The organism is Bacillus sp. AFS001701, from assembly GCF_002559405.1.
Classification (GTDB): Bacteria; Bacillota; Bacilli; order Bacillales; family Bacillaceae_G; genus Gottfriedia.
This window is the reverse complement of sequence record NZ_NTZO01000107.1, coordinates 20,772-43,682: the sequence shown is the minus strand read 5'-3', so window position 1 is coordinate 43,682 and position 22,911 is coordinate 20,772. Positions and strand designations below refer to the sequence as shown.

The window sequence follows — 22,911 nt, the reverse complement described above, 5'->3', positions numbered from 1 at the left end:
CTCCTCAAAATTAGGTGAGCAATAGGGAATTATGCATTTCCCTATGCTCGTTCTTTAATAAAGCCTTTGTAGTTTCTCTTAACAAGCTGACTTTCTAATTGTTTCATTGTTTCAAGCGCAACTCCGACTACGATTAGTAAACTTGTTCCTCCAATTTGAGCTGAAGGTGGTAAGTTCGCAATTTTACCAAATACAATTGGTAATAAAGCGATGACAGCTAAGAAAATTGCTCCTACGAAAGTTAAACGATATAAGACTTTAATGATATATTCTTGAGTGCTCTTACCTGGGCGAATACCCGGGATGTAGCCACCTTGCTTCTGAAGATTTTCAGCCATTTGCTCTGGGTTTGCCTGAACAAAAGTATAAAAATATGTGAAAGCAACGATCAAGATTAAATAAAATGCCATACCCCATGGATTGTTATACGTAAAGTGCGTTTTAATCCAATCAGTCACATTGTTACTTGGTAAGAACGATGCAATTGTTGATGGAGTTATTAAAAATGAAACAGCGAAGATTACCGGAATAACCCCAGCGCCATTTACTTTTAATGGCAAGTGAGTAGATTGTCCTCCGACATAACTATTATTACCATTGTTACGCTTAGCATATTGAATTGGAATTTTACGATTAGCTTGTTGAATGTAAATTACAGCTACGATTACTAATAGTAAAACTAAAACCACTAGGCCAACTTTCACGATGTTTAAGAATAGCGCGTCACCAGCACCTTTAAATTGTTGCTGATAGACTTGACTCATTGTATTAGGTATAGCAGCAACAATACCGCCAAAGATGATAACTGATATACCGTTCCCTACACCTTTAGCAGTAATCTGCTCACCTAACCACAATAAGAAAGATGTTCCAGCTGTTAGTACAATTGCTATATAAAGATAGGTTGACCAACCTGGATTTTCAATTAACATTCCGCCAGTAATATTGTTCATACTGATTGATAATCCAATTGCTTCTACAAAACCAAGAATAATTGTGATGTATCTAGTCAGTTGAGTCAATTTACGTCGACCAATCTCACCTTGCTTCGACCATTCAGTTAACTTCGGAACAACGTCCATTTGAAGTAACTGAATAATGATTGAAGCAGTAATGTAAGGCATTATACCCATTGCAAAAATCGAGAACTGTTTAAGAGCTCCTCCACCGAATGTGTTTAGAACCCCAAAGATGCTTGAGCTATCTTGAGATGCTAATACATCGGCGTTGACGTTTGGAACAGGTATAAACGTTCCAATACGAAATACAATTAACATTAATAACGTAAAAAATATTTTTTTTCTAATATCTGCAATGCGCATAAAGTTGGAGATTGTCCGGAACATTTTAGATCACCTCAGCATTTCCACCAGCTGCTTCGATTGCCTCTACCGCAGAAGATGAGAACTTGTGAGCTTTAACAGTAAGTTTAACTTCTAACTTACCTTTACCTAAAATTTTAATACCAGCTAATTCTTTACGAACAATACCAGTTTCGATCAGTAACTCAGGAGTTACTTCAGTTCCGTTTTCGAAGCGATTTAACGTTTCAACATTAACGATTGCGTAATCTTTACGGTTGATGTTAGTGAAACCACGTTTTGGTAAACGACGGAATAAAGGAGTTTGACCACCTTCAAATCCAAGACGAACACCGCCACCTGAACGAGCGTTTTGTCCTTTATGACCTTTACCTGCAGTTTTACCAGTACCTGAACCAATACCACGACCGATACGTTTAGATACTTTACGAGAACCTTCTGTAGGTTTTAATTCATGAAGTTTCATTAGGGCACCTCCTTACTTATTCATGTTCAATTAAATTTCTTTTACAGATACAAGGTGAGAAACTTTGTTAATCATCCCACGCATTGCAGCGTTATCTTGTTTAACAACAGTTTGGTTTGTTTTAGTAATACCTAAAGCACGAACTGTTGCGATTTGATCTTGTTTACGACCAATTACACTGCGAGTAAGGGTAATTTCTAACTGTTTAGCCATCGTTATCCCTCCTTATTAACCTAGTAATTCTTCTACAGATTTACCACGTAGTTTTGCAACTTCATCCGCACGTTTTAAGTTACTTAAACCTTCGATAGTAGCACGTACAATGTTTACTGGTGTGTTAGAACCAAGAGATTTAGATAAAATATCATGTACCCCAGCAAGTTCTAATACCGCACGAACAGGACCTCCAGCGATAACTCCAGTACCTTCAGAAGCAGGTTTTAAGAATACTTCACCAGCTCCAAAACGACCAGTAATTACGTGAGGAATTGTAGTTCCAACGATTGGTACGTTAATTAGGTTTTTCTTAGCATCTTCAACAGCTTTACGAATAGCATCAGGTACTTCTTGAGCTTTACCAGTACCAAAACCTACATGACCGTTTTTGTCACCAACAACTACTAATGCTGCAAAGCGGAAACGACGACCACCTTTTACAACTTTAGCAACACGGTTGATCGTAACTAAGCGTTCTTCAAGCTCTAATTTATTAGGATCAATGCGACGCATGTATGTCCCTCCTTCTTTTATTAAAATTGTAAACCAGCTTCACGAGCAGCTTCAGCTAAAGCTTTTACGCGACCATGATATAAGTAACCACCGCGGTCGAATACAACTACAGAAACACCTTTTTCAGTAGCGCGTTTTGCAACTAAACTACCAACTAATGTTGCTGCTTCGATATTGCCAGTACCATTTAAAGTTAATTCTTTATCTAAAGTTGATGCACTTGCTAATGTTACACCATTAACATCATCAATGATTTGAGCATAGATATGGTTGTTTGAACGGTAAACGTTTAAACGTGGACGTTCTTGAGTACCAGATAATTTAGTACGAACACGAGCATGTCTTTTTTTACGTACTGCATTTTTATCAGCCTTAAAGATCATCTTGGTCACTCCTTTCTCTTATCTAGTTATAGATTACTTCGCAGTTTTACCTTCTTTACGACGAACCATTTCGCCTTCGTAACGAATACCTTTACCTTTGTAAGGCTCTGGTGGACGTACTTGACGGATGTAAGCAGCAAGAGCGCCTACACGTTCTTTGTCGATACCTTTAATACTGATTTTAGTATTTGAAGGTACTTCGATTTCAACACCATTTTCAGGAGTGATTTCAACTGGGTGAGAATAACCAACAGCTAGAACAAGTTTGTCACCTGTTTTAGTTGCACGGTAACCTACCCCAACTAATTCAAGGTTACGAGTATAACCATTTGTTACACCTTCAACCATGTTACCTAAGATAGCACGAGTTGTACCATGAAGAGCACGGTGCTCTTTGTTATCAGTTGGACGTGCAACTGATAATACGTTCTCGTTAACTTCGATTGTCATATCAGGGCTAAAAGTACGAGTTAACTCACCTTTAGGTCCTTTTACTGTAATAGTATTGTTGTTATTAGTAAGAGTAACTCCAGCAGGAATTACAAGTTCTTTTTTACCAACACGAGACATTCACTACACCTCCATTCTCTCTGTGTTATATTACCAAACGTATGCTAAGATTTCGCCACCAGTTTTTGCTTGACGAGCTTCTTTATCTGTCATTACACCTTTAGATGTTGAAACAATTGCAACACCTAAACCGTTAAGTACGCGAGGTACTTCGTCAGCTTTCGCGTATACACGTAAGCCAGGCTTAGAGATTCTTTTTAATCCAGTGATAACACGTTCGTTGTTCACACCATATTTTAAGAAAATACGGATGATACCTTGTTTATCATCTTCAATGTACTCAACGTCACGGATGAAACCTTCACGTTTTAGAATTTCAGCAACTTCTTTCTTTAGGTTAGAACCTGGGAATTCTAATTTCTCGTGACGTACCATGTTCGCATTACGAATGCGAGTAAGCATATCTGCAATAGGATCTGTCATGACCATGTTCAGATAACCTCCTTCCTAATATCTATAGAATTACCAACTAGCTTTTTTAACGCCAGGGATTTGTCCTTTATAAGCAAGTTCACGGAAACAAATACGGCAAAGTTTAAATTTACGTAATACTGAGTGTGGACGTCCGCAACGTTCGCAACGTGTATACTCTTGTACTTTAAATTTCTGAGCACGTTTTTGTTTCGCAATCATTGATTTTTTAGCCACGTTTTCGCCTCCTCTTCTTTAGCGCTGGCTTTCATTATTTTTGAAAAGGCATTCCGAATAATGTTAGCATTTCACGAGCTTCTTCATCAGTATTTGCAGTAGTTACAATAACGATGTCCATACCACGTACTTTGTTTACTTTATCATAATCGATCTCTGGGAAGATTAATTGCTCTTTAACACCTAAAGTGTAGTTTCCACGGCCATCGAATGCTTTTTTAGAGATTCCACGGAAGTCACGTACACGAGGTAATGTTACAGAAACTAATTTCTCAAAGAATTCGTACATACGCTCACCGCGTAATGTAACTTTAGCACCGATAGGCATTCCTTCACGAAGACGGAATTGTGCGATTGATTTTTTAGCTCTAGTTACAACAGGTTTTTGACCTGCGATTAAAGTTAATTCCTCAACAGCAGTATCTAATGCTTTTGAATTTGAAACAGCCTCACCAACACCCATGTTGATGACGATCTTTTCAATTTTTGGCACTTGCATAACTGATTTATAGTTAAACTTGCTCACTAGAGCAGGAGTGATTTCATTTTGATATTTCTCGACTAGGCGGTTCATTCAGTTGACCTCCTTTCATAAATTTCTATTATTTATCAAGTAATTCGCCTGATTTTTTTGCAATACGTACTTTTTTACCATCCACTAATTGGTAACCTACGCGTGTAGGTACTCCAGTTTTTGGATCTAATGCCATAACATTAGAAACATGGATTGGTGCTTCTTTCTCGATGATGCCACCTTGTGGGTTAGCTTGAGTAGGTTTTGAGTGTTTTTTAATGATGTTAACACCTTCAACTAGTACGCGGTTATTCTTTGGAAAAGCAGCAAGGATAACACCTTGTTTTCCTTTGTCTTTACCAGAGATAACTTGAACTTTATCACCTTTTTTTACATGCATCTTCTTCGTGCACCTCCTTAATAAGGCTTTCTGAAGTATTTATTAAAGTACATTAATTAAAGTACTTCTGGAGCTAATGATACGATTTTCATGAAGTTGCTATCACGTAATTCACGTGCAACTGGTCCGAAAATACGAGTACCACGTGGGCTCTTATCATCTTTAATGATAACAGCTGCGTTTTCATCAAATTTGATGTAAGTACCGTCTGGACGACGAACACCGCGTTTCGTACGAACGATAACAGCTTTAACTACATCACCTTTTTTAACAACGCCACCTGGTGTTGCTTGTTTTACTGTACATACGATGATATCACCGATGTTAGCAGTTTTACGGCCTGAACCACCTAATACTTTAATAGTAAGTAATTCACGTGCACCTGAATTGTCAGCAACTTTTAAACGAGTTTCTTGTTGGATCATGTCAAATTGACCTCCTTTCGGATTAAGAATGATATCCGATCATCTATTAGATAATAACAGCTTCTTCTACGATTTCAACTAAACGGAAACGTTTTGTAGCTGATAATGGACGAGTCTCCATGATTTTTACGATATCGCCAACTTTTGCAGCGTTTAGCTCATCGTGCGCTTTATATTTCTTAGAATATTTAACGCGTTTTCCGTATAGTTTATGCGTTTTATAAGTTTCAACTACAACAGTAATTGTCTTATCCATCTTATCAGAAACTACACGTCCTGTGTAAACTTTACGTTGGTTACGTTCGCTCACTGTGCAAACCTCCCCTCATTATTAATTATTAGAGTTAATTTCTCTTTCACGAACTACAGTTTTCATACGAGCAATTGCTTTACGAACCTCGCGGATACGAGCAGTGTTCTCTAATTGTCCTGTAGCTAATTGGAAACGAAGATTGAATAACTCTTCTTTAAGAGATTTCACTTTTAATTCAATTTCAGCAGTGGTAAGATCGCGAATCTCATTAGTTTTCATTAGAATCACCACCATTGTCTTCACGTTTTACAAACTTACATTTAACTGGTAATTTGTGAGCCGCTAAGCGTAGTGCTTCACGAGCTACTTCTTCAGATACACCAGCGATTTCGAACATAATTTTTCCTGGTTTAACGACTGCTACCCAACCTTCTGGAGCACCTTTACCGCTACCCATACGAACCTCAAGAGGTTTAGCTGTGTAAGGTTTAGAAGGGAAGATTTTAATCCATACTTTACCGCCACGTTTCATGTAACGAGTCATAGCACGACGCGCTGCTTCAATTTGACGGTTAGTAATCCAAGAAGCTTCAGTAGATTGTAAACCGAATTCACCGAATGCAATTTCAGTACCACCTTTGGCACGTCCACGCATTTTTCCACGATGCTCTCTTCTATATTTAACACGTTTAGGCATTAACATAATTAATTTCCTCCTTCCTCAGAAGCTTTCTTTTTTGTAGGAAGAACTTCACCTTTGTAGATCCATACTTTTACGCCTAGTTTACCGTATGTTGTATCTGCTTCTGCAGTTGCATAATCGATATCCGCACGTAATGTATGAAGTGGCACTGTACCTTCACTATATGATTCTGAACGAGCAATATCTGCTCCGCCAAGACGACCAGAAACTTGTGTTTTAATACCTAATGCACCAGCACGCATAGCACGTTGAAGTACTTGCTTTTGAGCACGACGGAAAGAAACACGGTTTTCTAATTGACGAGCGATGTTTTCAGCTACTAATTTAGCATCAAGATCTGCTCTTTTAATTTCGATGATGTTGATATGAACACGTTTGCCAGTAAGGTTGTTTAAAGCTTTACGAAGAGCTTCAACTTCCGAACCACCTTTACCGATTACCATACCTGGTTTTGCAGTGTGAACAGTAATGTTTACACGGTTAGCAGCTCTTTCGATTTCTACTTTAGATACAGCAGAATCTTTTAAACGAGTGCTGATGTACTCACGAATTTTGATGTCTTCATGTAAAAGATCAGCGTAATCTTTTTCAGCGTACCATTTAGATTCCCAATCTTTAATAATACCAACACGAAGTCCGACTGGATTTACCTTTTGTCCCATCGATTATCCCTCCTTCTTCTCTGATACCACGATTGTAATGTGGCTTGTGCGTTTGTTGATTGCGCTAGCACGTCCTTGTGCACGAGGGCGGAAACGTTTTAAAGTAGCACCTTCATCAACGAATACTTTTTCGATGTATAAGTTATTAACATCCATATCATAGTTATGCTCTGCGTTAGCAATAGCAGATTTTAATAATTTTTCTACAACAGGAGAAGCAGTTTTTGGTGTGTGTCGAAGGATTGCGATCGCTTCGCCAACTTGTTTACCTCGGATTAAATCGACTACTAGACGAACTTTACGAGGAGCGATACGAACTGTTCTCAGTACAGCTTTAGCTTGCATTGGAGTGCCTCCTCTCATTATCTTCTAGTTTTCTTGTCATCCGCATCGTGACCTTTATAAGTACGAGTTGGAGCAAATTCACCAAGTTTGTGACCTACCATATCTTCCGATACATATACAGGTACGTGTTTACGACCATCGTATACTGCAATAGTATGTCCGATAAATTGTGGGAAAATAGTCGAACGACGTGACCAAGTTTTAACAACTTGCTTAGAGTCAGTCTCGTTTAATTTCTCAACTTTAGCTAATAAGTGATCATCAATAAATGGACCTTTTTTTAGGCTGCGTCCCATTGTGGTACCTCCCTTCGTGATTGACCTACGGTTCTAGTGAACCGTAGCACAATCGCGTTATTTTTTACGACGACGAACGATAAACTTGTCTGACGCTTTGTTTTTCTTACGAGTTTTGTAACCAAGTGTTGGTTTACCCCATGGAGACATTGGTGATTTACGTCCGATTGGAGAGCGTCCTTCACCACCACCGTGTGGGTGATCAACTGGGTTCATTACAGATCCACGTACAGTTGGGCGTTTACCCATCCAACGAGAACGACCTGCTTTACCGATGTTAATAAGTTCGTGATGTTCGTTACCAACTTGACCTACTGTCGCGCGGCAAGTTGCTAAAATCATACGTACTTCACCAGAGTTTAAACGAACTAGTACATAACGGTCTTCTTTACCTAATACTTGAGCAGAAGTACCAGCTGAACGTACTAATTGTCCTCCACGACCTGGTTTTAACTCGATGTTGTGGATTGTAGTACCTACTGGAATGTTTACAAGTGGTAAAGCGTTACCTACTTTAATATCTGCTTCAGGACCTGAAACAATTTCCATTCCTACTACTAAGTTTTTAGGAGCTAGGATGTAACGTTTTTCTCCATCAGCGTAGTTAATTAACGCAATGTTTGCAGAACGGTTTGGATCGTACTCGATTGTAGCAACGCGTCCTGGTATACCATCTTTATCTCGTTTGAAATCGATGATACGGTATTGACGTTTGTGTCCACCACCTTGGTGACGAACAGTAATTTTACCTTGGTTATTACGGCCAGCTTTTTTGCTAAGTGGAGCTAATAATGATTTTTCTGGTTTGTCAGTAGTGATCTCAGCAAAATCATTAGTAGTCATACCACGGCGACCGTTAGTGGTTGGTTTATACTTTTTGATTCCCATCGTAATTTCCCTCCTTTTCTAGTAGTTAGTATTAAACGCCTTCGAATAATGTAATTTCTTGGCTATCAGCAGTTAATTTAACGATTGCTTTTCTACGACGGTTTGTGTAACCAGCATGTTTACCCATACGCTTAAACTTACCTTTGTAGTTCATTACGTTAACTTTTTCTACTTTAACACCGAAGATTGCTTCAACAGCATCTTTAACTTCAGTTTTATTAGCTCTTACATCTACTTCAAAAGTGTATTTTTTTTCAGCGATTGCTTCCATAGAAGCTTCAGTGATAACTGGGCGTTTGATAATATCACGAGGATCCTTCATTACGCAAGCACCTCCTCTACTTTTTCCACCGCAGCTTTAGTCATGATTAATGTATCATGATGTAAAACGTCGATTACGTTTACTTCATTTGCTGCAAGGACTGTGATTCCAGGGATATTGCGAGCAGATAAAGCTACGTTTTCATTTAGGTCAGCTGTTACGATTAAAACTTTCTTAGCAACTGATAAGCCAGTTAAAACAGTAACCATATCTTTTGTTTTTGGTGCGTTTAACGCTAAATCTTCAAGAACTAGCATGCTTTGTTCTAATACTTTAGTAGATAAAGCAGATTTAATCGCTAAGCGACGTACCTTTTTAGGTAATTTATATGAATATGATCTTGGAGCTGGACCGAATACGATACCACCACCACGCCATTGTGGAGAACGGATTGAACCTTGACGAGCACGGCCAGTTCCTTTTTGTCTCCATGGTTTACGACCACCACCACGTACTTCAGAACGAGTTTTAACTTTGTGAGTACCTTGACGTAAAGATGCACGTTGCATCATTACAGCATCAAATAAAGCATGTTCGTTTGGAGCGATTCCGAATACAGCATCTGCTAATTCGATTTCTCCTACTTGAGCACCTGTTTGATTAAACATAGTAACTTTAGGCATTTTATTTCCTCCTTTCTTCTAAATTAATTATTTAGATTTAACCGCAGTACGGATTGTTACGTAAGATTTTTTAGAACCTGGTACATTACCTTTTACTAATAGTAAGTTACGTTCAACGTCAACTTTAACGATTTGTAGGTTTTGTACAGTTACTTTTTCTCCACCCATTTGACCAGGTAAAGCTTTGTTTTTGAATACACGGTTCGGAGCAACAGGACCCATTGAACCTGGACGACGGTGGTAACGAGAACCGTGAGACATTGGTCCACGAGATTGTCCGTGGCGCTTAATGCTACCTTGGAATCCTTTACCTTTTGAAGTTCCAGTTACATCAACGATGTCACCATTTGCAAAAATATCTACTTTGACTTCTTGACCAACTTCATAAGCTGATACGTCAGCGTTGCGAAGTTCACGAACGAAGCGCTTAGGTGCAGTGTTTGCTTTAGCAGAGTGCCCTTTTTCTGGTTTGTTAGCTAATTTTTCACGTTTGTCAGCGAAACCGATTTGGATAGCTTCGTAGCCATCAGTTTCAGTAGTTTTCTTTTGTAAAACCACGTTTGGAGTAGCTTCGATTACAGTTACTGGAATTAACTCGCCGTTTTCAGCAAATACTTGTGTCATACCGATCTTTTTCCCTAAGATTCCTTTAGTCATAAGTCACACCTCCTGAATTTATATATAATGTTATTAAAGTTTGATTTCAATATCAACGCCAGATGGTAAATCTAGTCTCATTAATGAATCAACTGTTTGTGGAGTTGGATTCACGATATCGATTAAACGTTTGTGAGTGCGCATTTCGAATTGCTCACGAGAATCTTTGTATTTATGAACCGCACGAAGGATCGTGTAAATTGATTTCTCAGTTGGTAACGGAATCGGACCAGATACAGAAGCACCAGAACGTTTCGCTGTTTCAACGATTTTCTCTGCAGATTGATCTAAAATACGGTGATCATAAGCTTTTAAACGAATACGAATTTTTTCTTTTGCCATAATTTTCCCTCCTTTTTCGCCTATTTAAATAATAGACATACTCCGTGGAAATTTCCTTACACTCGCCATGGCAAAGCGGCCGGGTGTATCAGCAACCTTCCACTTCTACGCAGTCAAAGACCAACATCATCTATTATACATAAAAAATAATGCTATTGCAAGCATTTGTTATAAGTTTAGATAAATAATGTTTTCGTCGTCTTCAGTACTTTGTTATTATATTATCTTCAATTATTAAAATCAAGCAAGAATCGGTTTTAATACATATTTTAAATATTTCCAATTTACTTATAAAAAAAAGCTTAGAAGAATAGATCTTCTAAGCTTATAAGTTTAATTATTCAACGATTGTAGCAACTACGCCAGCGCCTACAGTACGTCCACCCTCACGGATAGAGAACTTAGTTCCTTCTTCAACAGCGATTGCGTTGATTAACTCAACAGTCATTTCGATGTTGTCGCCAGGCATAACCATTTCAACGCCTTCTGGTAATTGGATGATTCCAGTTACGTCAGTTGTACGGAAATAGAATTGTGGACGGTAGTTAGCGAAGAATGGAGTGTGACGTCCACCTTCTTCTTTAGATAAAACGTAAACTTCAGCTTTGAACTTAGTGTGTTGTTTAACTGAACCTGGTTTAGCTAAAACTTGACCACGTTGGATATCGTCACGAGCAACCCCACGAAGAAGTGCACCGATGTTATCTCCAGCTTCTGCTTGGTCAAGAAGTTTACGGAACATTTCAACACCTGTTACAGTAGTTGATTTTGGTTCTTCAACAAGACCGATGATTTCTACTACGTCACCAACTTTAACGATACCACGCTCAACACGACCAGTAGCAACTGTTCCACGACCAGTGATTGAGAATACATCCTCAACTGGCATTAAGAAAGGCTTGTCAGTTTCACGAGCTGGTGTTGGAATGTAAGAATCAACTTCAGCCATTAATTCATGAATTTTAGCTTCCCACTCAGCATCTCCTTCAAGAGCTTTAAGTGCAGAACCTTTGATTACTGGAATGTCATCGCCAGGGAATTCGTATTCTGATAATAGATCACGGATTTCCATTTCAACTAATTCAAGTAACTCTTCGTCGTCAACCATGTCACATTTGTTCATGAATACTACGATGTAAGGTACACCTACTTGACGAGATAAAAGGATGTGCTCACGAGTTTGAGGCATTGGACCATCAGCAGCAGATACTACTAAGATACCACCGTCCATTTGAGCAGCACCAGTGATCATGTTTTTAACATAGTCAGCGTGACCTGGGCAGTCAACGTGTGCATAGTGACGAGTTTCAGTTTCGTACTCAACGTGTGCAGTAGAGATTGTGATTCCACGTTCTCTTTCTTCTGGAGCTCCGTCGATTTGATCGTAAGCGCGAGCTTCAGCTCCACCTACTTTAGCTAATACAGTTGTAATAGCAGCAGTTAATGTAGTTTTACCATGGTCAACGTGTCCGATTGTACCAATGTTAACGTGTGGTTTTACACGTTCGAATTTAGCTTTACCCATTGTAAAAATCCTCCTTATAATTAAGAAAATTAATTTTTAGTTTTATTATTATGCCACAAAGGGTGAGACACCCTTTGTAGCTAACATAAATAGTTATACATGATGAGAACTAAATAATCAATTACTCACCTTTATATTTTTTGATAATCTCTTCAGAAATTGATTTTGGTACATCTTCGTAATGGTCAAATACCATTGAGAACGTTCCACGACCTTGTGTGTTAGAACGTAATGAAGTTGCATAACCAAACATTTCAGAAAGAGGAACCATTGCACGAACTACTTGAGCGTTACCGCGAGCTTCCATACCTTCAACGCGTCCACGACGAGAAGTGATATCACCCATGATATCTCCTAAGTATTCCTCAGGGATAACAACTTCTACTTTCATTAATGGTTCAAGTAGAACTGGGTTACATTTCTTAACAGCATTTTTAAGAGCTAATGAAGCAGCTACTTTAAACGCCATCTCGTTTGAGTCAACGTCATGGTAAGATCCATCGAATAATTTCGCTTTAATGTCGATTAGTGGGAAACCAGCTAATACACCATTTTTAAGAGAATCTTCAAGACCTGCAGCTACAGCTGGGATGTATTCACGAGGAACAACACCACCAACGATTGCGTTTTCAAATTCGAAGCCTTTTCCTTCTTCATTTGGTGAGAATTCAATCCAAACGTGTCCGAATTGTCCACGTCCACCTGATTGACGAACGAATTTACCTTCTACTTGTGCAGAAGAACGGAAAGTTTCACGGTATGCTACTTGAGGAGCACCAACGTTAGCTTCTACTTTGAATTCACGACGCATACGGTCAACGATGATATCAAGGTGAAGCTCACCCATACCAGCGATGATTACTTGACCAGTTTCTTGGTCAGTATGTGCACGGAAAGTTGGATCTTCTTCAGTTAATTTTACTAATGCTTGACCCATTTTATCTTGGTCAGCTTTAGATTTTGGCTCAATCGCAATTGAGATAACTGGATCAGGGAATTCCATAGACTCAAGAATTACTAAATTCTTTTCATCACATAAAGTATCACCAGTTGTAGTGTCTTTAAGACCTACAGCAGCGGCGATATCTCCAGCGTATACTTTCGAAATCTCTTGACGAGAGTTAGCATGCATTTGTAGGATACGACCTACACGCTCACGCTTACCTTTTGTAGAGTTTTGAACGTATGAACCAGATTCTAACGTACCTGAGTATACTCGGAAGAACGTTAATTTACCAACATAAGGATCAGTCATGATTTTGAATGCTAATGCAGCGAAAGGCTCTTCATCACTTGAAGGAACGATTTTCTCCTCATCAGTATCAGGTAAAGTTCCTTTGATAGCTGGTACATCTAATGGAGATGGTAGGTAATCAATTACTGCATCAAGCATTAATTGAACACCTTTGTTTTTGAAGGCAGAACCACATACTACTGGGTAGAATTGTACTGAACATGTAGCTGTACGAATAGCAGCTTTTAATTCAGGAATTGTGATTTCTTCACCTTCTAGGTATTTCATCATTAATTCTTCATCTAGCTCAGCTACCGCTTCGATTAAACGACCACGGTATTCTTCAGCTAGTTCTTGATATTCTTCTGGAATTTCGATCGTTTCAATGTCAGTTCCTAAGTCATTATTGTACTTAATAGCTTTCATTTCAACTAGGTCAACGATTCCCCAGAAGTTATCTTCAGCACCCATCGCTAATTGAATTGGGTGTGCGTTAGCTTGTAAACGGTCATGTAACGTACCTACAGAGTATAAGAAATCCGCGCCGATTTTATCCATTTTGTTAACGAATACTACACGTGGAACTCCGTAAGTAGTTGCTTGGCGCCAAACTGTTTCAGTTTGAGGCTCAACACCTGATTGAGCATCAAGAACTGCTACTGCGCCATCAAGTACACGTAGAGAACGTTCAACTTCTACAGTGAAGTCTACGTGACCTGGAGTATCAATGATATTTACACGGTGGTTATTCCACTGAGCTGTTGTAGCAGCAGATGTGATAGTGATACCACGCTCTTGCTCTTGCTCCATCCAGTCCATTTGTGAAGCTCCTTCATGAGTTTCACCAATTTTGTGAATACGACCTGTGTAATAAAGGATACGCTCTGTTGTTGTTGTTTTACCAGCATCAATGTGAGCCATGATCCCGATATTACGAGTGTTATTTAAGGAGAACTCTCTAGTCATCAGGGTTCTTTCTCCCTTCCAGTATTAGTTAGGATTTTTTAGTACAAGAAAAAGTTATTCCTATACATACTTCATGTTATTAAGTTAAGCAAGCACTACAAGCAAGGAACTATTATGTCATCCTAAATTATGTAATCCGACGTTCACCTATTTAATCTAGCAAGCTAAATTAGAAATAGGTGAACGACTTAACCAACATTCATTATGTGCAGAAATAACTAAATTGCTTTGAATCTTACCAACGGTAGTGAGCAAACGCTTTGTTCGCTTCTGCCATTTTGTGTGTATCTTCACGTTTCTTAACTGCAGAACCTGAGTTGTTAGCTGCATCAAGAATTTCATTAGCTAAACGCTCTTCCATCGTTTTTTCTCCACGAAGACGAGCATAGTTAACTAACCAGCGAAGACCTAAAGTTGTACGGCGCTCAGGGCGAACCTCAACTGGTACTTGGTAGTTTGAACCACCAACACGACGAGCTCTAACTTCTAGAACTGGCATGATATTTTTAAGAGCTGCTTCGAATACTTCCATTGGTTCTTTACCAGAACGTTCTTGGATTAATTCAAATGCTCCGTATAAGATAGCTTGAGACTTTCCTCTTTTTCCGTCAATCATCATTTTGTTGATTAAACGAGAAACTAATTTTGAATTATAAAGTGGATCTGGCAATACATCTCTTTTTGCAACAGGACCTTTACGTGGCATGTTATTTCCTCCTTTCGGCTAGTTGTTATTAATTACTTCTTAGCTGCTTTTGGTCTCTTAGTTCCGTATTTAGAACGACCTTGCATACGCTTGTCAACACCTGCAGTATCTAATGCACCACGAACGATATGGTAACGTACCCCCGGTAAATCTTTTACACGTCCACCACGGATAAGAACAACACTGTGCTCTTGTAAGTTGTGTCCGATACCTGGGATATAAGCAGTTACCTCGATTTGGTTAGTTAAACGCACACGAGCATATTTACGTAAAGCTGAGTTTGGTTTCTTTGGAGTCATTGTACCAACACGAGTACAAACACCACGTTTTTGTGGAGCTGATAAATCAGTTGATTTTTTCTTTAATGAGTTGAAACCTTTATTTAATGCTGGTGATTTTGATTTCCATACTTTAGAAGTACGTCCATTACGCACTAACTGGTTAATAGTAGGCATGAGTTTTCCTCCCTTCAAATATTTATAAGACCACACATCCAGGTGGTTCATAATAAGTTGAAAACAAAGTTTTTGCAAGAAGGAAGAAGCCCTCCTTCTCACAAAAACAGTTTTAACCTGTATATTCCTAAATTAGCCCCGGATCTAACCTGCTTAGATTAGCAGTGCTATTGTCTAGGAGCAACCTTGAATATCTTATCATTTTTCATCAAATGATGTCAACTCAAGTTTTAAAATATTTTAAGATTATTTTTCAACTAATACTTCTTCATTCATTTCAACTGATTCAGTTAAATCCTTAACAAGATCTACTTTACGGTATCTATTCATACCAGTACCAGCTGGAACCAACTTACCTATAATAACATTCTCTTTTAATCCTAGCAACTCATCACGTTTTCCTTTAATCGCAGCGTCTGTTAATACACGCGTTGTTTCTTGGAATGATGCAGCAGATAGGAATGAGTCTGTTTCTAATGATGCTTTTGTAATACCTAGTAATAATGGGCGTGCAGTAGCTGGTTGTTTACCTGCAAATAAAGCTTCTTTATTCGCTTCAGTAAACTGGTGTAGTTCTAATAATGTACCAGGTAGTAAAGTAGTCTCACCTGCATCCATTACACGAACTTTCTTCAGCATTTGACGTACCATTACCTCTACGTGCTTATCACCAATTTCTACCCCTTGCATACGGTATACTTTTTGTACTTCACGTAGTAAGTATTCTTGAACAGCATTTGTACCTTTTACTTTTAGAAGTTCTTTAGGATCAATTGAACCTTCAGTCATTACCTGACCGCGTTCAATCGATTCACCTTCTTGAACTTTTAGTCTAGCGCCATAAGGAACTGGGTAGTTTCTAGATTCTACTGAGCCTTGAACAATAATTTCTTGCTTATCTTTAGCATCAGTAGAAATTGAAATAATACCATCAATTTCAGAAATAACCGCTTGACCTTTAGGATTACGTGCTTCAAATAGCTCTTGAATACGAGGTAAACCTTGAGTAATATCGTCTCCTGCTACCCCACCTGTATGGAATGTACGCATCGTTAACTGAGTACCTGGTTCACCGATTGATTGTGCAGCGATAATACCTACTGCCTCACCAACTTCAACCTCAGCACCTGTAGCTAAGTTACGGCCATAACATTTTTTACATACTCCATGGTTAGTATTACATGTGAACGCAGAACGGATATTAACTTCTTCAATACCAGCATCGATAATTTCACGAGCTAAGTCTTCTGTAATTAAATCGTTCTCTTGTGCAAGTAATACACCTGTTTCTGGGTGACGTAACGTTGAACGTAAATGACGACCAACTAAGCGATCGTATAATCCCTCAATAATTTCGTTACCTTCTTTAATTGCTTTAACGTGTAATCCACGGTCAGTACCACAATCATCTTGACGAACGATTACATCTTGTGCAACGTCAACTAGACGACGAGTTAAGTAACCTGAATCGGCTGTTTTTAGTGCTGTATCGGCAAGACCTTTACGTGCACCGTGTGTAGAGATGAAGTATTCAAGTACCGTTAGACCTTCACGGAATGAAGATTTGATTGGTAACTCAATAATACGACCAGCCGGGTTGGCCATCAGACCACGCATACCAGCAAGCTGAGTAAAGTTTGATGCGTTACCACGGGCACCAGAGTCACTCATCATAAAGATTGGGTTGCGTTTATTTAGGGAAGCCATCAGTTTGCCTTGAATAACATCCTTTGCATCACTCCAAATCGCGATTACACGATCGTAACGCTCATCTTCTGTGATTAAACCACGACGGAATTGTTTTAGAACTTTATCTACCTTCTCTTGAGCTTCAGCAATAATTAACTGTTTCTCAGGTAATACGATGATGTCTGATACACCAACTGTAATACCAGCTTTAGTAGAGTGTCTAAATCCAAGATCCTTCATGCGGTCTAGCATTTTTGACGTTTCAGTAATTTTGAAACGTTTAAATACTTCTGCGATGATATTTCCAAGTATTTTCTTTTTGAAAGGAGCAATTTCTTCTCTACTTTCAATAATCTCTTTAATATTCGAACCTTTAGCTACAAAATACATCTGAGGAGTTTCCTTCTCAAGGTTACTCTGAGTTGGTTCATTAATATATGGGAACGAAGTAGGTAAGATTTCATTGAAGATTAACTTACCAACCGTTGTAATTAATAATGAATTTTTTTGTTCTTCAGTAAATGTTTCGTTATTTAAAGAATTTGCTGCAACAGCAACACGAGAATGTAAATGTACATAACCATTTTGGTATGCTATTAACGCTTCATTAATATCTTTAAATACCATACCTTCACCGACAGCGCCTGCACGCTCAAGAGTTAAGTAATAGTTACCTAATACCATATCTTGAGATGGTGTAACTACTGGTTTACCATCTTTCGGATTCAGGATGTTTTGTGCTGCAAGCATTAAAATACGAGCTTCTGCTTGAGCTTCACTTGATAACGGTACGTGAACAGCCATTTGGTCACCATCAAAATCGGCATTGTATGCAGTACATACAAGTGGATGTAGACGGATTGCACGGCCTTCTACTAATGTAGGTTCGAACGCTTGGATACCAAGTCTGTGTAGAGTTGGGGCACGGTTTAGTAACACCGGGTGCTCACGAATAACTGATTCTAATACATCCCAAATCTCAGGGTGTAAACGCTCAATTTTACGTTTTGCAGACTTAATGTTATGTGCTAAGCCACGCTCTACTAATTCTTTCATCACGAATGGCTTGAATAATTCAATTGCCATTTCTTTTGGTAATCCACATTGATACATTTGTAAGTTAGGTCCTACAACGATAACCGAACGACCAGAGTAGTCAACACGTTTACCAAGTAAGTTTTGACGGAAACGTCCTTGCTTACCTTTAAGCATGTGAGAAAGAGATTTTAATGGACGGTTACCTGGTCCAGTAACTGGACGACCACGACGACCATTGTCAATTAACGCATCAACAGCTTCTTGAAGCATACGTTTTTCGTTTTGTACGATGATGCTTGGTGCACCAAGGTCTAATAAACGTTTTAAACGGTTGTTACGGTTAATTACACGACGATATAAATCGTTTAAATCTGAAGTTGCAAAACGTCCACCATCTAGTTGAACCATTGGTCGTAATTCAGGTGGGATTACTGGTAGCACATCTAAGATCATCCAAGAAGGCTCATTACCAGAGTTACGGAATGCTTCTAAAACTTCTAACCGTTTAATTGCTCTTGTACGACGTTGACCTTGAGCAGTTTTTAACTCTTCTTTTAATGAATCAACATCTTTTTCAAGATTAATATCGCTTAATAATTTTTTAATCGCTTCAGCACCCATAGATGCTTGGAAAGTTTGACCGTAACGCTCACGATAAGCACGGAACTCTTTCTCAGAAAGCAATTGTTTCTTTTCTAAAGGAGTATCTCCAGCTTCTGTTACTACGTAAGAAGCGAAGTAGATTACTTCTTCCAGAGCACGTGGGGACATGTCTAAAACAAGTCCCATTCGGCTTGGAATACCTTTGAAATACCAAATATGTGATACTGGTGCAGCTAATTCGATGTGACCCATACGCTCACGTCGTACTTTTGCACGAGTTACTTCAACTCCACAACGATCACAAACTACACCTTTATAACGTACACGTTTATATTTTCCGCAATGACATTCCCAATCTTTCGTAGGACCGAAAATGCGTTCACAGAAAAGACCATCTTTTTCAGGTTTTAATGTACGGTAGTTAATTGTTTCAGGTTTTTTAATTTCCCCGTATGACCACGAGCGAATTTTGTCAGGCGATGCAAGTCCGATCTTCATATACTCGAAATTATTTACATCTATCAAGGGGCCTACCTCCCTTTCTGTCCTAAGGTTTTACCCTATATAATACTTATTCTTTTACGTATTCCATATCCATCGCTAAATGTTCTGAAGCTTGATCATCATCATCTTCAGTATCACGCATTTCGATTTCTTGATCTGTAGCAGACATCATTTTAACATCCATACCTAGAGATTGTAATTCCTTAATCAATACTTTGAATGATTCTGGAACACCTGGTTCTGGTACATTTTCACCTTTAACGATTGCTTCATATGTTTTCACACGGCCAACAACGTCATCAGATTTAACTGTTAAGATCTCTTGTAATGTGTAAGCAGCACCGTATGCTTCAAGTGCCCAAACCTCCATCTCACCAAAACGCTGTCCACCAAATTGTGCTTTACCACCAAGTGGTTGTTGCGTAACAAGTGAGTATGGTCCTGTTGAACGAGCATGTAACTTATCGTCAACCATGTGTGCAAGTTTGATCATATACATGACACCTACAGAAACACGGTTATCGAAAGGCTCACCACTACGTCCATCATATAGTACAGTTTTTGCATCACGTGCCATACCAGCTTCTTCGATTGTTCCCCAAACATCTTCCTCACGTGCTCCGTCAAATACTGGAGAAGCAACATGAACTCCAAGATATCTAGCAGCCATACCTAAGTGTAGCTCTAATACCTGACCGATGTTCATACGAGAAGGTACCCCTAAAGGATTTAACATGATATCAACTGGCGTTCCATCAGGTAAGAATGGCATATCTTCTTCTGGTAAAATACGAGAGATAACCCCTTTATTACCATGTCGTCCAGCCATTTTATCCCCTTCAGAGATTTTACGTTTCTGAACGATATAAACACGAACTAGTTGGTTTACTCCTGGTGGTAATTCATCACCGTTTTCACGAGTGAATACTTTTACATCAAGAATAATTCCGCCTCCACCGTGTGGAACACGTAAAGATGTATCACGAACTTCACGAGCTTTTTCACCGAAGATTGCATGTAGAAGACGTTCTTCAGCAGTTAATTCAGTTACACCTTTAGGCGTTACTTTACCAACTAATAAATCTCCATCTTTTACTTCAGCACCAATTCGGATAATTCCACGCTCATCAAGATTTTTAAGTGCATCTTCACCAACGTTTGGAATATCACGAGTGATTTCTTCAGGTCCTAATTTTGTATCACGAGCTTCTGATTCATATTCTTCAATATGAACTGAAGTGTAAACATCTTCTTTAACAAGACGGCGACTCATAATGATCGCATCCTCGTAGTTGTAACCATCCCATGTCATGAATGCTACTAATACGTTACGTCCTAGTGCTAATTCACCTTTTTCCATTGAAGGTCCATCTGCAAGAATTTCGCCTTTTACTACTTGGTCACCAACACTTACGATTGGGCGTTGGTTATAACAAGTACCTTGGTTAGAACGTACGAATTTTAACATACGATATTTATCAAGGTCACCTTTAACTTTTTGTCCATCTACTTCTAAGTAGCGACGTACCCAAACTTCTTTCGCTTCAACACGTTCAACGATACCTGGGTGTTTACAAATTACTGCAGCACCTGAGTCTTTTGCTGAAACGTATTCCATACCTGTACCTACGATTGGAGATTCAGGGTTTAATAATGGTACTGCTTGACGTTGCATGTTCGCTCCCATTAGGGCACGGTTCGAGTCATCGTTCTCTAAGAACGGAATACATGCTGTCGCAGCTGATACTACTTGTTTAGGAGATACATCCATGTAGTCAATTCGTTCACGTTTAACAACTGTGTTATCTCCACGGAAACGAGCTACTACATCTTCATCTAAGAAGCTTCCGTCTTCACCTAAACGAGCATTCGCTTGGGCTACAACGTATAGATCCTCTTCATCAGCAGTTAAATAGTCAATTTTATCAGTTAGACGACCCGTTTCAGGGTCTACACGACGATAAGGAGTTTCAATGAAACCAAATTGATTTACTTTTGCATAAGAAGAAAGTGAGTTAATTAATCCGATGTTCGGTCCCTCAGGTGTTTCAATCGGACACATACGGCCATAGTGAGAGTAATGAACGTCACGCACTTCAAATCCTGCACGTTCACGTGTTAAACCACCTGGTCCAAGTGCTGATAGTCTTCGCTTATGAGTTAACTCAGCAAGAGGGTTTGTTTGGTCCATGAATTGAGATAGCTGTGAACTACCAAAGAATTCTTTAATTGAAGCAATTACAGGGCGAATATTAATTAATGCCTGCGGAGTAACTGCGTTTGTATCTTGAATTGACATACGTTCACGTACTACACGTTCCATACGAGATAGACCGATACGGAATTGGTTTTGAAGTAATTCACCAACTGAACGTAAACGACGATTTCCTAAATGGTCAATATCGTCAGTGTCACCTACGTTATGTAGCAGGTTAAAGAAGTAAGAAATTGAAGAGATAATGTCCGCAGGTGAAATGTTTTTCACACTTTTGCTTACATTCGCATTTCCAATAACTTGAATAACTTGTTCACCATCTTCTACAGGAGCGTAAATTTTAATAGATTGTAAAGTAATCTCATCTTCTAATACGCCAGCAGCAGGGTGAGCAACTTTTTCACCGATATTCTTTTCTAAGAATGGAATAATACGGTCTAACGTACGGCGATCAAGAGTTGTCCCTTTTTCTACAATAATTTCACCAGTTTCTGGATCCACTAATGTTTCTGCAATACGTTGGTTAAATAGTCTATTTTTAATGTGTAATTTTTTATTTATTTTGTAGCGTCCAACGCTAGCTAAGTCATAACGCTTCGGATCAAAGAAGCGAGTAATTAATAGGTTTTTAGCGTTTTCTACTGTAGGTGGTTCACCTGGACGTAATCTTTCATAGATTTCAAGAAGCGCTTTTTCAGTGCTATCTGTGTTATCTTTTTCAAGAGTATTACGTAGGTATTCATTTTCGCCTAATAAGTCTAGAATCTCTTGGTCTGTACCAAACCCAAGCGAACGTAGTAGTACCGTTACAGGTAATTTTCTTGTACGGTCAATACGTACATAAACTACATCCTTCGCGTCCGTTTCGTACTCTAGCCAAGCACCGCGGTTCGGAATAACTGTAGCCGTATAACCTTTTTTACCATTTTTGTCGATCTTTCCACTATAGTACACACTTGGAGAACGTACTAATTGTGAAACGATTACACGTTCAGCACCATTAATAATGAATGTGCCCGTGTCCGTCATCAGCGGGAAATCCCCCATGAAAACGTCTTGCTCCTTAACTTCGCCAGTTTCCTTATTTAATAGGCGAACTTTCACTCGAAGTGGAGCAGCGTAGTTTACGTCACGCTCTTTCGATTCTTCTACAACATACTTCGGCTCACCTAAACTGTAATCAATGAATTCTAATGATAGATTACCTGTGAAATCCTCAATTGGTGAAATGTCTTGGAACATTTCTCTCAAACCTTCATCTAAGAACCATTGGTAAGATGCAGTTTGAATTTCAATTAAGTTAGGTAACTCTAAAACTTCACTGATACGAGCATAACTTCTGCGTTGGCGGTGTCGTCCATATTGAACTAGTTGACCTGTCAACATATTCACCCCTTAAATAAGAGTATTTAAAACAAAAAAATAGTA

The 22,911-nt window shown here is 38.9% G+C and carries 28 protein-coding genes; all 28 read right to left on the bottom strand.

The window, feature by feature from the left end:
• Window positions 1–41 precede the first annotated feature (41 nt).
• A complete protein-coding gene (secY, locus tag CN514_RS09105) occupies window positions 42–1,346 on the bottom strand; it encodes a preprotein translocase subunit SecY (RefSeq protein WP_098232300.1) in 1,305 nt (434 codons plus the stop codon).
• 1 nt (window position 1,347) lies between these two features.
• Entirely contained in the window at window positions 1,348–1,788 is a 441-nt protein-coding gene (gene rplO / locus CN514_RS09100; RefSeq protein ID WP_056467467.1) for a 50S ribosomal protein L15, read from the bottom strand.
• Between the two features lie 30 nt (window positions 1,789–1,818).
• Window positions 1,819–2,001, bottom strand: a complete 183-nt coding sequence (gene rpmD / locus CN514_RS09095) for a 50S ribosomal protein L30 (RefSeq protein WP_056467464.1) — start codon at window positions 1,999–2,001, stop codon at window positions 1,819–1,821.
• 15 nt (window positions 2,002–2,016) lie between these two features.
• The gene (gene rpsE, locus CN514_RS09090) at window positions 2,017–2,517 is read right to left on the bottom strand and encodes a 30S ribosomal protein S5 (RefSeq protein ID WP_056467462.1); all 501 of its coding nucleotides are present in this window, start codon (window positions 2,515–2,517) and stop codon (window positions 2,017–2,019) included.
• A 20-nt stretch (window positions 2,518–2,537) separates the two neighbouring features.
• A complete protein-coding gene (gene rplR / locus CN514_RS09085) occupies window positions 2,538–2,900 on the bottom strand; it encodes a 50S ribosomal protein L18 (protein ID WP_069033615.1) in 363 nt (120 codons plus the stop codon).
• A gap of 33 nt (window positions 2,901–2,933) precedes the next feature.
• Complete coding sequence (gene rplF, locus CN514_RS09080) at window positions 2,934–3,470, bottom strand: 50S ribosomal protein L6 (RefSeq protein ID WP_069033614.1); 537 nt, start codon at window positions 3,468–3,470, stop codon at window positions 2,934–2,936.
• 30 nt (window positions 3,471–3,500) lie between these two features.
• Window positions 3,501–3,899: a 30S ribosomal protein S8 gene (gene rpsH / locus CN514_RS09075; protein ID WP_056467453.1), complete on the bottom strand. Its 399-nt coding sequence runs from the start codon at window positions 3,897–3,899 to the stop codon at window positions 3,501–3,503.
• A gap of 33 nt (window positions 3,900–3,932) precedes the next feature.
• Window positions 3,933–4,118 carry a type Z 30S ribosomal protein S14 gene (locus CN514_RS09070; protein ID WP_056467450.1) on the bottom strand — a complete coding sequence of 62 codons (186 nt, stop codon included), beginning with the start codon at window positions 4,116–4,118 and terminating at the stop codon, window positions 3,933–3,935.
• Between the two features lie 34 nt (window positions 4,119–4,152).
• Window positions 4,153–4,692, bottom strand: coding sequence for a 50S ribosomal protein L5 (rplE, locus tag CN514_RS09065; protein WP_069033613.1), 540 nt, complete (start codon window positions 4,690–4,692; stop codon window positions 4,153–4,155).
• A 28-nt stretch (window positions 4,693–4,720) separates the two neighbouring features.
• Window positions 4,721–5,032: a 50S ribosomal protein L24 gene (rplX, locus tag CN514_RS09060; protein WP_056467443.1), complete on the bottom strand. Its 312-nt coding sequence runs from the start codon at window positions 5,030–5,032 to the stop codon at window positions 4,721–4,723.
• Window positions 5,033–5,088: 56 nt separating this feature from the next.
• The gene (rplN, locus tag CN514_RS09055; protein ID WP_056467440.1) at window positions 5,089–5,457 is read right to left on the bottom strand and encodes a 50S ribosomal protein L14; all 369 of its coding nucleotides are present in this window, start codon (window positions 5,455–5,457) and stop codon (window positions 5,089–5,091) included.
• Window positions 5,458–5,503: 46 nt separating this feature from the next.
• Window positions 5,504–5,767, bottom strand: coding sequence for a 30S ribosomal protein S17 (rpsQ, locus tag CN514_RS09050; RefSeq protein WP_098232299.1), 264 nt, complete (start codon window positions 5,765–5,767; stop codon window positions 5,504–5,506).
• Window positions 5,768–5,788: 21 nt separating this feature from the next.
• The gene (gene rpmC, locus CN514_RS09045) at window positions 5,789–5,989 is read right to left on the bottom strand and encodes a 50S ribosomal protein L29 (protein ID WP_056467434.1); all 201 of its coding nucleotides are present in this window, start codon (window positions 5,987–5,989) and stop codon (window positions 5,789–5,791) included.
• Window positions 5,979–6,413 (bottom strand): 50S ribosomal protein L16, encoded by a 435-nt coding sequence (rplP, locus tag CN514_RS09040; RefSeq protein WP_056467431.1) that lies wholly within the window; start codon window positions 6,411–6,413, stop codon window positions 5,979–5,981. Before rplP ends, rpmC begins: the two co-directional genes overlap by 11 nt.
• Window positions 6,414–6,415: 2 nt before the next feature.
• A complete protein-coding gene (rpsC, locus tag CN514_RS09035) occupies window positions 6,416–7,075 on the bottom strand; it encodes a 30S ribosomal protein S3 (protein ID WP_056467428.1) in 660 nt (219 codons plus the stop codon).
• A gap of 3 nt (window positions 7,076–7,078) precedes the next feature.
• Window positions 7,079–7,420 carry a 50S ribosomal protein L22 gene (gene rplV, locus CN514_RS09030; protein WP_056467425.1) on the bottom strand — a complete coding sequence of 114 codons (342 nt, stop codon included), beginning with the start codon at window positions 7,418–7,420 and terminating at the stop codon, window positions 7,079–7,081.
• A 17-nt stretch (window positions 7,421–7,437) separates the two neighbouring features.
• Window positions 7,438–7,716 (bottom strand): 30S ribosomal protein S19, encoded by a 279-nt coding sequence (gene rpsS, locus CN514_RS09025; RefSeq protein ID WP_069033610.1) that lies wholly within the window; start codon window positions 7,714–7,716, stop codon window positions 7,438–7,440.
• A gap of 57 nt (window positions 7,717–7,773) precedes the next feature.
• Window positions 7,774–8,604, bottom strand: a complete 831-nt coding sequence (gene rplB / locus CN514_RS09020; protein WP_056467419.1) for a 50S ribosomal protein L2 — start codon at window positions 8,602–8,604, stop codon at window positions 7,774–7,776.
• A gap of 31 nt (window positions 8,605–8,635) precedes the next feature.
• The gene (rplW, locus tag CN514_RS09015) at window positions 8,636–8,926 is read right to left on the bottom strand and encodes a 50S ribosomal protein L23 (RefSeq protein WP_056467416.1); all 291 of its coding nucleotides are present in this window, start codon (window positions 8,924–8,926) and stop codon (window positions 8,636–8,638) included.
• Window positions 8,926–9,549, bottom strand: a complete 624-nt coding sequence (gene rplD / locus CN514_RS09010) for a 50S ribosomal protein L4 (RefSeq protein ID WP_056467413.1) — start codon at window positions 9,547–9,549, stop codon at window positions 8,926–8,928. Before rplD ends, rplW begins: the two co-directional genes overlap by 1 nt.
• Before the next feature lie 27 nt (window positions 9,550–9,576).
• Window positions 9,577–10,206, bottom strand: a complete 630-nt coding sequence (rplC, locus tag CN514_RS09005) for a 50S ribosomal protein L3 (RefSeq protein WP_056467410.1) — start codon at window positions 10,204–10,206, stop codon at window positions 9,577–9,579.
• 33 nt (window positions 10,207–10,239) lie between these two features.
• Window positions 10,240–10,548 (bottom strand): 30S ribosomal protein S10, encoded by a 309-nt coding sequence (rpsJ, locus tag CN514_RS09000; protein WP_088003795.1) that lies wholly within the window; start codon window positions 10,546–10,548, stop codon window positions 10,240–10,242.
• Window positions 10,549–10,885: 337 nt separating this feature from the next.
• Window positions 10,886–12,073: an elongation factor Tu gene (tuf, locus tag CN514_RS08995; protein ID WP_088070810.1), complete on the bottom strand. Its 1,188-nt coding sequence runs from the start codon at window positions 12,071–12,073 to the stop codon at window positions 10,886–10,888.
• A gap of 121 nt (window positions 12,074–12,194) precedes the next feature.
• Window positions 12,195–14,273, bottom strand: coding sequence for an elongation factor G (gene fusA, locus CN514_RS08990; protein WP_069033608.1), 2,079 nt, complete (start codon window positions 14,271–14,273; stop codon window positions 12,195–12,197).
• A 235-nt stretch (window positions 14,274–14,508) separates the two neighbouring features.
• Entirely contained in the window at window positions 14,509–14,979 is a 471-nt protein-coding gene (gene rpsG, locus CN514_RS08985; protein ID WP_056467395.1) for a 30S ribosomal protein S7, read from the bottom strand.
• A 32-nt stretch (window positions 14,980–15,011) separates the two neighbouring features.
• Window positions 15,012–15,434 (bottom strand): 30S ribosomal protein S12, encoded by a 423-nt coding sequence (rpsL, locus tag CN514_RS08980; protein ID WP_056467392.1) that lies wholly within the window; start codon window positions 15,432–15,434, stop codon window positions 15,012–15,014.
• 246 nt (window positions 15,435–15,680) lie between these two features.
• Window positions 15,681–19,289, bottom strand: a complete 3,609-nt coding sequence (rpoC, locus tag CN514_RS08975; RefSeq protein WP_098232298.1) for a DNA-directed RNA polymerase subunit beta' — start codon at window positions 19,287–19,289, stop codon at window positions 15,681–15,683.
• A 46-nt stretch (window positions 19,290–19,335) separates the two neighbouring features.
• On the bottom strand, window positions 19,336–22,866 hold the full coding sequence (gene rpoB, locus CN514_RS08970) for a DNA-directed RNA polymerase subunit beta (RefSeq protein WP_098232297.1): 3,531 nt from the start codon (window positions 22,864–22,866) through the stop codon (window positions 19,336–19,338).
• Between the last annotated feature and the right edge of the window lie 45 nt (window positions 22,867–22,911).